At 70.3% G+C, this 14,266-nt stretch carries 13 protein-coding genes; 7 read left to right on the top strand and 6 right to left on the bottom strand.

Features of this window, described 5'->3' with window-relative positions; translation table 11 throughout:
- Window positions 1-46 precede the first annotated feature (46 nt).
- The 3 genes from AC3WRV_RS04765 (at window position 47) to AC3WRV_RS04755 (ending at window position 3,973) form a co-directional block, all read left to right on the top strand.
- Window positions 47-1,942 carry a M20/M25/M40 family metallo-hydrolase gene (locus AC3WRV_RS04765; protein WP_492312345.1) on the top strand — a complete coding sequence of 632 codons (1,896 nt, stop codon included), beginning with the start codon at window positions 47-49 and terminating at the stop codon, window positions 1,940-1,942.
- Window positions 1,943-2,094: 152 nt separating this feature from the next.
- Window positions 2,095-3,195, top strand: coding sequence for a recombinase RecA (recA, locus tag AC3WRV_RS04760; protein WP_291838405.1), 1,101 nt, complete (start codon window positions 2,095-2,097; stop codon window positions 3,193-3,195).
- A gap of 316 nt (window positions 3,196-3,511) precedes the next feature.
- Window positions 3,512-3,973, top strand: coding sequence for a hypothetical protein (locus tag AC3WRV_RS04755; RefSeq protein ID WP_492312344.1), 462 nt, complete (start codon window positions 3,512-3,514; stop codon window positions 3,971-3,973).
- Between the two features lie 60 nt (window positions 3,974-4,033).
- On the opposite strand, the gene AC3WRV_RS04750 is transcribed toward AC3WRV_RS04755, so the two are convergent.
- Window positions 4,034-4,372: a hypothetical protein gene (locus tag AC3WRV_RS04750; RefSeq protein ID WP_291838410.1), complete on the bottom strand. Its 339-nt coding sequence runs from the start codon at window positions 4,370-4,372 to the stop codon at window positions 4,034-4,036.
- Window positions 4,373-4,599: 227 nt separating this feature from the next.
- Here AC3WRV_RS04750 and alaS point away from each other — a divergent pair, with 227 nt between their 5' ends.
- Window positions 4,600-7,251 (top strand): alanine--tRNA ligase, encoded by a 2,652-nt coding sequence (gene alaS / locus AC3WRV_RS04745; protein WP_492312343.1) that lies wholly within the window; start codon window positions 4,600-4,602, stop codon window positions 7,249-7,251.
- A gap of 2 nt (window positions 7,252-7,253) precedes the next feature.
- Here the strand turns inward: alaS and AC3WRV_RS04740 are convergent, their stop codons facing one another.
- The 4 genes from AC3WRV_RS04740 to AC3WRV_RS04725 form a co-directional block, all read right to left on the bottom strand.
- Window positions 7,254-7,961, bottom strand: a complete 708-nt coding sequence (locus tag AC3WRV_RS04740; RefSeq protein ID WP_291839693.1) for a hypothetical protein — start codon at window positions 7,959-7,961, stop codon at window positions 7,254-7,256.
- Window positions 7,962-7,996: 35 nt separating this feature from the next.
- Window positions 7,997-8,548, bottom strand: a complete 552-nt coding sequence (locus AC3WRV_RS04735; protein ID WP_492312342.1) for a DUF2939 domain-containing protein — start codon at window positions 8,546-8,548, stop codon at window positions 7,997-7,999.
- A 77-nt stretch (window positions 8,549-8,625) separates the two neighbouring features.
- Window positions 8,626-9,240, bottom strand: coding sequence for a DUF2939 domain-containing protein (locus AC3WRV_RS04730; protein WP_291839699.1), 615 nt, complete (start codon window positions 9,238-9,240; stop codon window positions 8,626-8,628).
- 205 nt (window positions 9,241-9,445) lie between these two features.
- On the bottom strand, window positions 9,446-10,660 hold the full coding sequence (locus AC3WRV_RS04725) for an NADP-dependent isocitrate dehydrogenase (RefSeq protein ID WP_492312341.1): 1,215 nt from the start codon (window positions 10,658-10,660) through the stop codon (window positions 9,446-9,448).
- Between the two features lie 231 nt (window positions 10,661-10,891).
- Between AC3WRV_RS04725 and AC3WRV_RS04720 the strand changes: the two genes are divergently transcribed.
- Together AC3WRV_RS04720 and AC3WRV_RS04715 are read left to right on the top strand one after the other, a co-directional pair.
- A complete protein-coding gene (locus AC3WRV_RS04720; protein WP_492312340.1) occupies window positions 10,892-12,046 on the top strand; it encodes a DUF1176 domain-containing protein in 1,155 nt (384 codons plus the stop codon).
- Window positions 12,043-12,954: an NAD(P)/FAD-dependent oxidoreductase gene (locus AC3WRV_RS04715; protein WP_492312339.1), complete on the top strand. Its 912-nt coding sequence runs from the start codon at window positions 12,043-12,045 to the stop codon at window positions 12,952-12,954. Before AC3WRV_RS04720 ends, AC3WRV_RS04715 begins: the two co-directional genes overlap by 4 nt.
- 124 nt (window positions 12,955-13,078) lie before the next feature.
- On the opposite strand, the gene AC3WRV_RS04710 is transcribed toward AC3WRV_RS04715, so the two are convergent.
- Entirely contained in the window at window positions 13,079-13,201 is a 123-nt protein-coding gene (locus AC3WRV_RS04710) for a hypothetical protein (protein WP_291832223.1), read from the bottom strand.
- 108 nt (window positions 13,202-13,309) lie between these two features.
- Between AC3WRV_RS04710 and AC3WRV_RS04705 the strand changes: the two genes are divergently transcribed.
- Window positions 13,310-14,263, top strand: a complete 954-nt coding sequence (locus tag AC3WRV_RS04705; protein ID WP_291832224.1) for a LysR substrate-binding domain-containing protein — start codon at window positions 13,310-13,312, stop codon at window positions 14,261-14,263.
- The last annotated feature ends 3 nt before the right edge of the window (window positions 14,264-14,266 follow it).

The raw sequence follows: 14,266 nt of genomic DNA, 5'->3' as shown, positions 1-14,266 counted from the left end.
CTGAAAATCGTCTAGCGTCGCCTTCGGTCTTCGGGGGAATGTCGACATGCGTCTGTTCTGGCTGATCGGATCGCTGGCGCTGGCGCTGGCCATCGGGGTGCTGACCCTGCAGGTCCCGCGTCCCGTCGCGGCGGACGCCCCAGCGACAACCTTCTCCGCCGGACGGGCCATGGCCGATGTGCGCCAGATCGCCCAGCGTCCCCACCCCATCGGCTCGCCGGACCATGCGCGGGTGCAGGCCTACCTGCTGCAGCGGATGGGCGCGCTGGGCCTGCAGACCTCGACCCAGACCGGACCGATCTCGCCGGGCTCGGCGCGTCGGCTGAGCCAGCAGGGCGGCGATCCGGCGGCGGCCGATTTCAGCGCGACCAACCTGATCGGCGTGCTGCCGGGACGGAACCCCGGTCTGCCCGCCGTGGCCCTGATGGCCCACTACGACACCGTTCCGCACTCCCCGGGAGCGGCGGACGACACCACGGGTCTGGCGGCGGTGCTGGAGACGGTGCGGGCGATCCGCGCGCGGGGCCCGGCGGAGCGGACGCTGGTGGTCCTGTTCACCGACGGCGAGGAGCTGGATCTGGACGGCGCGCGCGTGTTCTGGGGCGGCCACCCCCTGCGCGACCACATCGGCGCCGTGGTCAATCTGGAGGCGCGCGGCGGCGGCGGCCGGGCCATGATGTTCGAGACCGGACGCGGCAACGCCCAGACCATCGCCCTGTTCGGCCAGGCGGCGGTCAAGGCCACGGGCGGGGTGACCTCCAACTCCCTGGCCGTCTTCGTCTATGAGACCATGCCCAACGGCACCGACTTCACCGTGCCCAAGGCGCGCGGCGTGCAGGGGGTGAATTTCGCCTTCATCGGCCGGCCGGAGCAGTACCACGCGCCCGCCTCAACCCCGGAAACCCTGGATCAGGGCAGCGTGCAGCACATCGGCGCCCAGGCGCTGGAGACGGCCGACGCCCTGGTGCGCGCGCCCGTCCTGCCCGCCGCCACCGCCAACGCCGTCTACGCCGACCTCTTCGGCCGGTTCGTGGTCCACTATCCGCCGGTGATCGGATGGGGGCTGTGGGCCATCGCCGCCGCTCTGCTGGCCGCCGCCGCCGCGCTGGCCCGGCGCCGCGCGGGCCTGACCTTCGCCGACGTCGGGCGCGGCATGATCGACGGCCTGTGGTTCCTGAGCAGCGGACTGGTGCTGACCCATGCGGTGCGGCTGGCCGGCGGACCTCTGTCGGAGCGGGCCGAGAGCGCGGAGGCCTACTACACCCTGCTGGCCCGGCTGCCCTGGCTGGAGGCGGGCGCGGCTCTGGCGGTGCTGGCCCTGATGCTGGCGGTGCTGGGCGGCCGGACGCGGGCCGACCGTCGCGTGACCGCCGGCGCTCTCACGGCGTTGACCCTCCTGACCCAGGTCCTGGGCGGGTTCAATCCGCTGATCCTCGTGGCGGGCGGCGCGGCCATCGGCCTGTCGCTTGCGCCGGGCCTGGCCGCGCGCAGCGTCTGGGGCGGCTGGACCGGGCTGATCGCCCTGGTCCTCGTGTTCGCGGCGGGCGCCCAGGCGGCGGCGCCCGAGACGGCCTTCCTGTTCCTGTGGCCGGCCCTGCTGGCCGGGCTGGCGGCGGTCGCGGCCGCCGCGCTCGATCCGGGCCTGACCCGGCCGAAGTCGCTGGCCGCCGTCGCGGTCGCCGCCGTCCTGGGCGGGGCCTGGCTGATCGGCATGGCCCACCCGGTCTTCCTCGGCATCGGCATGGACCTGCCCGGAGTGCTGGCCCTGCTCGGTTTGCTGGGCCTGATGCTGGTTCGGCCGTTCAGCCCCGAGCTAGCGGCCGAGCGGCCGTTGCTGATGGTCGCGCTGGGCGTGCTGATCCTCGGCGCGGGCCTGTCGGCCTATGCCCAGGTCGCCGAGCCGATGGGCCGCGATCCGCAGGCGTCGTCGCAGACCAGCTGACCCCATACGTCAAATTTGGACGCATGGAACCAGAACTGGACAGGGACAGAAAGAGAACATCTTGTGAACTAGAACAAACCATGCACATAGTCCGCCTCACACAACGAGGGGGCGGGTCCATGGCGGGTCTCTCCCGAAACCAGATGGGAATCATGGCAAGGGAGACGAAGGCAGTGTCACAGGCGGCTTTGAAATTGGTGGGCAAGGAAGACGGCGACAAGCAACGCGCCCTTGAGGCCGCGATCGCGCAGATCGATCGCGCCTTCGGCAAGGGCTCGGTGATGAAGCTGGGCAAGGGCGGCGTCGTCGCCGAGATCGCCAGCGTCTCGACCGGATCGCTGGGCCTCGACATGGCGCTCGGCATCGGCGGCCTGCCGCGCGGCCGGGTCATCGAGGTGTTCGGTCCCGAAAGCTCGGGCAAGACGACCCTGGCCCTGCACACCGTGGCGGAAATCCAGAAGGCCGGCGGCGTGGCCGCCTTCGTCGACGCCGAACATGCGCTCGACCCCGGCTACGCCCAGAAGCTGGGCGTGAACCTGGACGACCTGCTGGTCTCGCAGCCCGACACGGGCGAGCAGGCGCTGGAGATCGTGGACACCCTGGTGCGCTCGGGCGCCGTGGACATCGTGGTGGTCGACTCCGTCGCCGCCCTGACGCCGCGCGCCGAAATCGAGGGCGAGATGGGCGACAGCCTGCCCGGCCTGCAGGCCCGTCTGATGAGCCAGGCCCTGCGCAAGCTGACCGCCTCGATCAACAAGTCGCAGTGCATCGTCCTGTTCATCAACCAGATCCGCCACAAGATCGGCGTCATGTACGGCTCGCCGGAAACCACGACCGGCGGCAATGCGCTGAAATTCTACGCCTCGGTCCGTCTCGACATCCGCCGCACCGGCGCGATCAAGGATCGCGACGAAGTCGTCGGCAACACCACCCGCGTGAAGGTGGTCAAGAACAAGGTCGCCCCGCCGTTCCGCGAGGTCATCTTCGACATCATGTACGGCGAAGGCATATCCAAGCTGGGCGAGATCATCGACCTGGGCGTGAAGGCCGGCGTCGTCGAGAAGTCGGGCAGCTGGTTCTCCTACGACAGCCAGCGCATCGGCCAGGGCCGCGAGAATGTGCGCGCCTTCCTCAAGGCCAATCCGGATGTCGCCGACTCGATCGAGAAGGCCGTGCGCGCCTCGACCAACAAGATCGCCGACGAACTTCTGGGCACGCCCGAGCCGGACGAGGGCCAGGACCTCGAGGGCTGATTATCCTCCCCCATCGGGGGAGGGGGACCATCCTGAGCCGACGGCGAAGGATGGCGTAGGGGGCCGCTTCGCCCCCTTCCACTCCAGACACGACACTTCTCCGGCCGGGTTCGCCGACCCGCCATCCGACCCCGCCGGGCCGGGCCGGACGGAGCGGCCGCTCGACCCCCGCCGGGTCGGGCGGCCTTTTTTCGTCCGGGCCTCCCCCTTCGACGGCGGATCGGGCGCCGCGCCGAGGCGGACGTCCATGAGAGAACGACGACGGGATTGCCGGATGGACCGGAGGGGGTGATCGTCGGCGCCGGGAGGACTTCACATGATCAAAACGGGTTCCGGCGCGCGCGCCGCCTTCGTCGCCGGCCTCGCCGGGGGCGCGGCCGACATTCTGACCGCCTTCGTCATCTACCGCCCTGCCTCGCCGGAGAAGATCCTGCAGTCGGTGGCTTCCGGACTGCTGGGTCCCGCGGCCTTCCAGGGCGGATGGGGCGCGGCGGCGATCGGCCTGGCCGCCCACTTCGCCCTCGCCGTCATCTGGGGCGTCATCTTCATCCTCGCCGCCGGCCAGGCGCCCGCGGTCCTGCGCCGTCCCATCCTGTCCGGCCTGGGCTTCGGCGTGGTCGTCTACGGGGTGATGAACGCCATCGTCGTCCCCCTGTCGGCCGCACCGCCGCGCGGCGCGCCGCCCGCCGAGATGATCGGGCTGGGCCTCCTGGCCCACGGCCTGTTCGGCCTGGCCCTGGCCTTCACCGCCGCCCGCCTGCTGCGCGCGGAGCGCTGACGCAGAACGGGGCGGCCCTTCCGGACCGCCCCGCTTCCTTCTCCAGACGGACGCTTCCGCCTACCACTCCGGCGGCAGGTAGGGGCCGAAGCCCGAACAGACGTACATCGGGGTCTTCACCTCGTAGCCGGCCGGCAGCCACGGCGAGGTGACGAAGATCATCTGGCCCGACTGGACGCAGCTGTCGGACCCGCTGCCGATCAGGTTGGTGTGCTCCGCGTCCGAATAGACCTCATAGGAATAGGCGATCGGGAAACAATCGCTATGGCCGCTGAAGCAGTAGATCCCCGGCCCGGGGTAGTACTGCTGGACCGACGCCGCGGGCGCCGGCGCCGCCGCTCCGAGCGACATCGACAGGGTCAGGCCCGCCACGGCGGCGCCAAGCATCTTGATCGACATGATACCCTCCTTCACACGCGCCCCTCCGGCGCGGGGGTAGTAAGCGGCGCCAGTCGCACAACCCTAAATGACAAGTTCGTGTGTAAGGCGAATCCGCGTCGGCGCTCTCGCGAGCCCGCTTCGACCGCGCCCGTCCCGCCACCCCGGCTCCGACATCACGCCCGGGTGATGCAAAGGGGCCAAAACCCCTATATGACGCCCGATCCCCCTTCTCGAATGCGCGTCCCATGACCAGCCTGAAACAGATTCGCTCGACCTTCCTCGACTACTTCGCGGCCGACGGCCACGAGAAGGTCCATTCGGCTCCGCTGGTGCCGCAGAACGACCCGACGCTGATGTTCGTCAACGCGGGCATGGTGCCGTTCAAGGACTACTTCACGGGCGCCGCGACCCCGCCCTGGCCGCGCGCCACCAGCTCGCAGAAATGCGTCCGCGCGGGCGGCAAGCACAACGACCTGGACAACGTCGGCTACACCGCCCGGCACCTCACCTTCTTCGAGATGCTCGGCAATTTCTCGTTCGGCGACTACTTCAAGGAACATGCGATCGACCGCGCCTGGCAGTTGGTCACCAAGGACTTCGGCCTGGACCCCAAGCGCCTGCTGGTCACCGTCTACATCGACGACGACGAGGCCTTCGACATCTGGAAGAAGGTCACCGGCTTCAGCGACGACAAGATCATCCGCATCGCCGGCTCGGACAATTTCTGGGCCATGGGCGATAACGGTCCCTGCGGTCCGTGCACCGAGATCTTCTGGGACTACGGCGACCACGTCCCCGGCGGCCCTCCCGGTTCGCCGGACGAGGACGGCGACCGCTATGTGGAGATCTGGAACAACGTCTTCATGCAGTTCGAGAAGGAGAACGACCAGATCGTTCGCCAGCTGCCCAAGCCCTCGGTCGACACCGGCATGGGCCTGGAGCGGATCTCCTCGGTGCTGCAGGGCGTCAACTCGGTGTTCGACACCGACCTGTTCAAGACCCTGATCGCCGCCTCGGAAGAGGCCACCTCGACCCGGTCCGAGGGTGAGCGGGCGTCCAGCCACCGGGTCATCGCCGACCACCTGCGCTCGTCGTCCTTCCTGATCGCCGACGGCGTGACGCCCTCGAACGAGGGCCGGGGCTATGTCCTGCGCCGCATCATGCGCCGCGCCATGCGCCACGCCCACCTGCTGGGCGCGAGCGACCCCCTGATGCACCGTCTGGTGCCGACGCTGGTCAGCGAGATGGGCGAAGCCTATCCCGAGCTGAAACGCGCCCAGCCCTTTATCGAGGACACGCTGAAGCAGGAAGAGGTCCGCTTCCGCACGACCCTGTCCAAGGGCATGGCCCTGTTCGACACGGCGGTGCAGGGCTTCCGGCCCGGCGACATGCTGGATGGCCAGACGGCCTTCACCCTGTCCGACACCTACGGCTTCCCGCTGGACCTGACCCAGGACGAGGCCCGCCGGCGCGGCTATTCGGTCAATGTCGACGGCTTCGAGGCCGCCATGGCCGAGCAGCGCCAGCGTTCGCGCGAGCACTGGAAGGGTTCGGGCCAGACCGCCAACGCCGGCGAATGGCTGACCATCCGCGACCGTTTGGGGCCGACCGTCTTCACCGGCTATGACGCCATCGAGGGTTCGGGCGAGGTCCTGGCCATCATGAGCGGCGGCGCGCCGGTCGAGTCGGCCGAGGCCGGCGACATCGTCGAGGTCCTGTTCGACACCACCCCCTTCTACGCCGAGAGCGGCGGCCAGGCGGGCGACCACGGCACGTTCGAGTGGCCGGGCGGCGAGGCCGAGGTCATCGACGTCAAGAAGCACGCGGGCGACCTGCACGTGCTGTCGGTCCAGGTCACGGCGGGCAAGCTGGAGATCGGAACCCGCGCGACCCAGCTGGTCGACGCCGAGAAGCGCCGCACCACGCGCGCCAACCACTCGGCCGCCCACCTGCTGCACACGGCGCTGAAGAACATCCTCGGCCCGGCGGTGGCGCAGAAGGGCCAGCTGGTCGACGCCGAGCGCGCGCGCTTCGACTTCAGCCACAACGCCCCGCTGACCGAGGCCGAGCTGTCGGCCATCGAGACCGAGGTCAACGCCGTGATCCGCCAGAACGTCCCGACGGAGACGAAGCTGATGGCTCCCGAGGCGGCGATCGAGGCCGGGGCCATCGCCCTGTTCGGCGAGAAGTACGGCGACGAGGTCCGGGTGCTGACGCTCGGCCGGTCGCTGACCGGCGACAACGCCCCCTATTCGGTCGAGCTGTGCGGCGGCACCCACGTGGCCCGCACCGGCGACATCGCCCTGTTCAAGGTGGTGCAGGAAACCGGCATCGCCGCCGGCGTGCGCCGCATCGAGGCCCTGACCGGCGAGGCCGCGCGTCAGTACCTGCTGGCCCAGGCCGGCGTGGCCAAGGGTCTGGCCCAGAGCTTCAAGGTCCAGACGGGCGACGTGCCCGCGCGGGTCGAGGCCCTGAGCGGTTCGGTCAAGGCGCTGGAGAAGCAGGTCGCCGAGCTGAAGAAGCAACTGGCCCTGGGCGGCGGCGGGGCGTCGGCCAACGCCGCGCCGGAGGAGATCAACGGCGTCAAGCTGATCGCCCGCGTGCTGGACGGCGTGGACGGCAAGGGTCTGCGCGGCGTGGCCGAGGACTTCCGCAAACAGGTCGGTTCGGGCGTCGTCGCCCTGATCGGCGTGACCGAGGGCAAGGCGGCGATCACCGTCGCCGTGACCTCGGACATCACCGGCACGGTCAACGCGGCGGATCTCGCCCGCGCGGCGGTGCTGGCGATGGGCGGTCAGGGCGCGGGCGGCAAGCCCGACTTCGCCCAGGGCGGCGCCCCCGAAGGCGGCAAGGCCGAGGACGGCCTGGCCGCGATCCGGGCCGCACTGCAGGCCTAAGGCTAGCTCTCGGGCGTGACGGTGCGCGTCACCCGGCCGGCCTCGTCCAGGAACTGGATCGAGGCCTGGCCATCGGCCGCCACGTGCAGGCGCAGCCGCGTGCGCCCCTGGGCGTCGCGCAGCTCCATCTTCGAGGCCCGCTCCGCGTCCTTGCCGAAGTAGGCGCGCTGGTTTCCAAACGCGCCCTCGGCCCTCAGGCGCGCCAGCTCGGCCGTCCGGGCGTCCCCCGTCAGGCCCTGCAGCCGGGTTGTGGCGACCTCGATCGACTGGTCCGGCCGGTCCGAGATCGTCAGCCCGGCCGTGCGCTCGCCGCCCTCCTCGATCTGGTTCAGGGCGACGACCTGGTCCTGCTCGAACTGGTCGAAGCTCAGGTGGCCGTATCCCTCGACCGACCCGTCGGCCTTGCGCGCACCGCCGAAGATCAGCCCGCCGTTTTCGGTGCCCTCGTCATTGAAGAACAGCATGCCCGCGGTGGTGCGGTTCGGGTGCGGATGCTCCTGCCCGCGGATGATCAGTCCCGGGAAACGGGCGGTGTTGGAGATGGTCATCCGCAGGGTGCCGTCGTCCTCGCGGATGTTGATCCGCTTGACGTCGATCTCCTCGAAGGCGGTGCGCTCGGGCCCGCTGACGGCCTCGGTGACCACGAAGGCGCCCAGGATGGTGGTGGCGATGGCGGAATAGACGACCAGGAAGGACGGGCGGCGGGACATGGGAGGACTCCGAACGGGACGATCCTCCTTCCTACTCACGCCTCGTTCTGCAGGTCCACGGCGGCCAGCTTCCAACTGAACAAACCGCGGCGTTCCAGGATCAGGGCCAGGTGCTGATCCGGATGGTCGCGGTCGGTCAGGGTCACGGCGAAATGGTTCAGGTCGCGGTAGCCCCAGGCCTGATGGATGTCCTTGTCGCTCTTCCTGTCCGCGGGGTCCGACGGTGCGCGACGGCTGGGATCCGGCGCCTCGGCCGTGGTGACCATCTGCGCCAGCACCTCGGGCGTGACGGCGGTGTCGATCGCGCCCGACAGGATCATCGGCGCCAGCATCATGCCCAGCCCGCCCAGGCCGCTTTCGACCACGCGCGGGTCACGGCCCATGCGCGCCACCAGCTCCTTGTTGAGCTCATCCTTCATACTGGCGCGCAGGGCCGGGAAATCGACCAGCCGCTCCAGCGTGCGGGCGTCTCCAGCCTTGGCCGCGCGGATCAGCGCCTGCCCGGCGAAGATGGGCGCCGCGGCCCAGGCGGCGGCGAACAACGCCACCGCCGCCAGCACGGCGCCGGTCAGCAGTCTCTTGGTCATGTCATCCCTCTGGCGTCGTAACGCCTTCCCACCTTCACGGTTGCCCGAGTCGAGGCGGCGCGCCAGTGGGACCGGTATCAGCCGCCGGTCTTGCCGCTCTTGCCGGCCGGGACTTCCTCCAGCAGCGGCGGGGTGGTCCGCAGCGAACGGACCGTCGGGACGGCCCCGTCAGGCAGGGCGATATGCACCAGCCGCCACTCGAACGGCCCCTTGCGCTCGAAGGTGAAGATCGTCTTGGAGCCTCCCTCGTCCGTGACCGCCATGCGGGCGCGGTTGACGCCCCAGAAGACCGGCTCCGGGAACAGGTCCTGGCGTTCGCCCTCCGGCGCGGGCGCGGTGCGCTGGGCGGCGTAGCGGCCTTCGCCCCGGGTCAGGGCGGCGACGGCGGCGGGGGTCAGATAGATGTCCGGCTGCGGACCCAGCGCGGGCGCGGCCTGCTCGAACTGGCGGCGGACGGCGCCGATGGGGTCTTCGAGGAAGGACGCCGCCGGGGCCTGGGCGGCCGGGTTGCCGTTCAGCTGGGGCCGCAGCGACTGACGCACGGCGGTGTAGTCGATCAGCCGCGACAGGGCCGCCGCGTCATTGGCGTCCGCCGCCGACCGGATGGCGAAGAAGGCCACCCCCGGCGCGGCGAAGAAGCTGATCGCCGCGATCACGATCGCCGCCAGGATGAGTCTGCCGATGAGTTTCACGTCCGCCCTCCGTCAACGCCGTTATCAATGCACGAACCCGCGGCCCGCTCAAACGAAAGGCCCGCCGGACGCGAATCCGGCGGGCCTTTGTTTCTGGGCCGCGGTCGTCGGCCCTGCGGGACCTCCCGACCCGACGCGGCCTGGCGCTTCGCGCAGGGCTCGCGCTCAAGCCGCGAGGCTTCGCGAGCCGAGGATAGCCCCCTTCTTAGGAAGCCATGGCCTTGTCGAGGTTCTCGGCGACCTTGTCGAGGAAGCCTTCGGTCGACAGCCAGCCCTGCTGATCGCCGACCAGCAGCGCCAGGTCCTTGGTCATGAAGCCGGCCTCGACGGTGTCGACGACGACGGTTTCCAGGGTCTCGGCGAACCTGGCCAGTTCGGCGTTGTCGTCCAGCTTGGCGCGGTGCTTGAAGCCGCGGGTCCAGGCGAAGATCGAGGCGATCGAGTTGGTCGAGGTGGCCTCGCCCTTCTGGTGCTGGCGGTAGTGGCGGGTCACGGTGCCGTGGGCGGCTTCCGTTTCCATCACGCGGCCGTCCGGCGTCATCAGGACCGAGGTCATCAGACCCAGCGAGCCGAAGCCCTGCGCCACGACGTCCGACTGCACGTCGCCGTCGTAGTTCTTGCACGCCCAGACGAAGCCGCCCGACCACTTGATGGCCGCGGCCACCATGTCGTCGATCAGGCGGTGCTCATAGGTCAGGCCGGCGGCCTTGAACTTGTCGGCGTACTCGGCGTCGAACACCTCCTGGAAGATGTCCTTGAAGCGGCCGTCGTAGGCTTTCAGGATCGTGTTCTTGGTCGACAGATAGACCGGATAGTTGCGGTTCAGGCCGTAGCTGAACGAGGCGTGGGCGAAGTCGCGGATCGAGTCGTCCAGGTTGTACATGCCCATGGCCACGCCGGCGCCCGGCGACTTGAAGACCTCATGCTCGATCACCTGGCCGTCGTCGCCGACGAACTTGATGGTCAGGACGCCCGGTCCCGGCATCAGGAAGTCGGTGGCCTTGTACTGGTCGCCGAAGGCGTGACGGCCGACGACGATGGGCTGGGTCCAGCCCGGCACCAGGCGCGGCACGTTCGAGCAGATGATCGGCTCGCGGAAGACGACGCCGCCCAGGATGTTGCGGATGGTGCCGTTCGGCGACTTCCACATCTTCTTCAGGCCGAACTCCTTCACCCGGGCCTCGTCCGGGGTGATGGTGGCGCACTTCACGCCGACGCCGTGCTTCTGGATCGCGTGGGCCGCGTCGATCGTCACCTGGTCGTCGGTGGCGTCGCGGTGCTCCATGCCCAGGTCGTAGTAGTCCAGCTCGAGGTCGAGGTAGGGGAAGACCAGCTTGTCCTTGATCATCTGCCAGATGATCCGGGTCATCTCGTCGCCGTCGATGTCCACGATGGGATTGGCGACCTTGATCTTGGCCATGCGCGTGCTGCCTTTGCCTTGGGAGATAGGATGGGTTGGCCGGGGGTATAGCCGCCGCGCGGCGGGGCGCAAAGCCCGGGGCGCCGCGACACAGATTACCGCCGTTCACCCCGGCCCGAAAAACGCCCTCGCATGATGCGGAACCGATGCGCCGGACGCCCGCTGACTAGGAATGCGGATATGGCGACGGTCGGGATGGCGATCGAAACCGACCTTGTGGGGAGAGACAGGATGCGAGCCTTGATCGTGACGGCCCTGGCCGCCGTCAGCCTGACCGCCTGCGGGCGGGACGAGCCGGCGCAAACCGGCGGGGCGCCGCAGGCCCCGGCGCCCGCGACGGCGCCGGACCCGGCCGCCACGGCCGCGGCGGCGATGCCCAGCGAGACGCGGACGTTCCGCGACTGGCGCGCCGTCTGCGACAACGGCAACCAGTGCATGGCCTACAGCGGCTCGGACGCCACCAGCTGGATTCGGATCACCCGGTCCGCCGGCGCGTCCACGGACGGTCCGTGCGTCGGCTTCGGCCTGGGCTTCACCGGACAGGACGACACGCCCAACCCCGTCACCCTTTCGGCGGACGGCCGTCCGCTGCTGCGCATGCAGGGAACCGACGGCCTTTATTGCGCGGACGGGCTGGCCGGCTCCCCGGCGACCGCGCTCATCGCGGCGGCGGACGCCCAGGCCCTGACGATGGAGGGCGGCGGGCAGAAGGGCGCGGTCCCCGCCTCGGGCCTGAAGGCCGCCCTGCTGTGGATCGACGAACGTCAGGGACGGCTGGACACGGCGACCGCCCTGATCCGGCGTGGGGACCGTCCGGACGCGATGGTCCCGTCCGCCCCCGCCCTGCCCCGCGTGGTCCCCGCGCCGCCGGTCTCGCAGGCCGGCTTCGAGGGCGCGGCAAATCCGATGGAGGACGAGGCCCGCGCCCCGGCGGTCCCGGCGGGGATCGAGGCGCTGAAGACGGTGAAGGCCTGCCGGGCGGAGAACAACGAATATCTGAACAAGGCCGTGCTGGCGGCGCGGTTGGACGCATCGACGGTGCTGTGGGGCGTCCCGTGCGGCAGCGGAGCCTATAACGCGACCTATGTCTTCTACCTGGCCCGTCCGGACGGCTCCGGGGTCCGGCCCGCGGTCCTGCCCGAACACACCCCGCGCACCGAGGGCGATATCGGCGGCGAGGGGCCGTGGCTGGTCAATCCGATCTACGATCCCCGGCGCCAGACCCTGACGGTCTTCCCGCGCGGACGGGGCCTGGGCGACTGCGGGACCATCACCACCTGGACGTGGACCGCGCAGGGCTTCGCCCTGTCCGAGGAACGCAGCATGGGGGATTGCTGGGGCATGAACTCCGACCTCTGGCCGACCGTGTGGCGTTCACGGAGATGACGGACCCCGAGGTGCTCGTCGTCGGAGCCGGCCCCGCCGGACTGACCGCCGCCACCTATCTGGCGCGGTTCCGCCGACGGGTGCTGGTGGCCGACGGGGGCGCGTCGCGCGCCTGCTGGATTCCGGTCAGCCACAACATGCCCGGCTTTCCGCAGGGGATCACCGGCGACGCCATCCTGCGGCGCATGACCGAGCAGGCGACCGAATATGGAGCCGAGATCGAGGCGGGCCGCGTCGAGACGCTGGCGCGGGACGGCGACGGCTTCGCAGCCCGACTGAACGGGCGGACCCTCCGGGTGCGGGCCGTGCTCCTGGCCGCCGGCGTCACCGACCATCATCCCGACCTGCCCGGCGTGGAGCGGGCCATCGAACGCTCGCTGGTGCGCATCTGCCCGATCTGCGACGGCTATGAGGCCATCGACCGGGCTGTGGCGGTGATCGGGACGGACGACCGGGGGGCGCGCGAAGCCGCCTTCCTGCGCACCTATTCGGAACGGGTGGCGCTGATCCATGTGGGCGCCCCTGAGGACCTGACCTGCCGGGACGCGCTGACGCGGCTGGGCATCGAGCTGGTCTGTGCGCCGATCGACAATGTCCGCCTGGAAGGCGACCGGGTGACGGCCCTGAGCTGGGGCGGGACGTTCCGCAGCTTCGATCTGGTCTATTCGGCCTTGGGGACCTCGCCGAACGCGGCGCTGGCCGAAGGGGTCGGCGCGCGCACCGGCGATGACGGGCGCCTGTTCGTCGACGCCCATCAGCAGACCGGCACGCCCGGCCTCTACGCCGCCGGGGACGTGGTGCGCGGTCTGAACCAGATCGCCGTGGCGAGCGCCGAGGCCGCCGTGGCCGCGACCGCGATCCACAACCGGCTGCGCGAGGCCGACGGCCTGGTCGTGCCGCCGAATTGAATCAGCCCGAACTCCGGGATTGGGTGGGGTCCGGAGTTCGGGCCACGGCCCTTGGAGGAGGCAAGGGCCGACGGTAGGAACGGGGTGCGGAGGCGCCCCGGCAGCGTACCGGATCGGGGGGAAATCAGCGCCGGGTGGCGGCGGGCGAACCGGCCTGGGCGCGCACGATGCGGCGCGTGCGGCTACGCCGCCACTCTTCCAGGACCGCAACCCAGCCCCATGCGGGCTCCTTATGCGTGTGGTGCATCTCTTCCATCTCGGCCTCCTCTGGTCGGCGTGGGTGATAGGCGGCAATATCGGCTTGACACGGGAAGCGGACAAACCAGATTGTGCGACCCCCACATAAGGTTCGCTTATGGCCGACCCTCTTTCCGGCATTCCCCTGGCCTCGATCCGCGTGTTCGAGGCGGCCGCGCGGCTGAAGAGCTTCACGCGCGCCGCCGAGGAGCTGGGCATGACCCAGGCCGCGGTCAGCTGGCAGATCAAGGCGCTGGAGGGCCGGCTGGGCCAGAGCCTGTTCCGCCGCCTGCCGCGCGAGGTGCAGCCGACGGAAGCCGGCGACCGGCTGTCGCGCGCCGCCACCGAGGCCATGAGCCTGCTGCGCCGCGCGATCAGCGACCTGACCGAGGCGGACGAGCACATCCTGTCGATCACCACCCTGGCCACGCTGGCGACCCAGTGGCTGGCCCCGCGGCTGGGGGCCTTCCAGCTGGCCAACCCCGGACTGGCGGTGCGGATGGACACCAATCCCGCCCTGCTGGACCTCGCGCGCGAGGGCTTCGACGTCGGCATCCGGTCCGGGCACGGCGACTGGCCGGGCATGGAAAGCCAGATGCTGATGCCCAGCGTCTTCACCCCCGTATGCGGTCCGGCGATGGCGCAGAAGCTGAACCTGAAGGACCCCTGCGACCTGCTGAACGCCCCGCGCATCGGCATGGAGAAGGAATGGGCCGCCTGGTTCGCGGCGGCGGGGCTGGACGACGGCGTGCGCCCGGCGACCAAGCTGACGGCCGACTATCAGGTGCTGGAGGTCGCGGCGGCGCTGGGCGGACAGGGCGTGGCCCTGGCCTCGCCGATCCTGTTCGCGCGCGAGATCGAGACCGGGGTCCTGGTCCGGCCCTTCCAGGAGATGGTGGCCTTCCACACCGGCTACTATCTGGTCTGGCCCGAGGGGCGGCGGCGCTCGCCCAAGATCAAGCGCTTCCGCGACTGGCTCATGGCCCAGGCCGAGGCCGACCCGGCGGTGGCCGCGGCCCGGGTCGGGCAGGAGGCGCGCACCGCGAAGAAGGCGGCCGCGCCCCGTCCCTAGGCC

Source organism: Brevundimonas sp. EU05-FHT14B11 (assembly GCF_058790835.1).
This window is presented reverse-complemented; position numbering and strand designations above follow the sequence as displayed.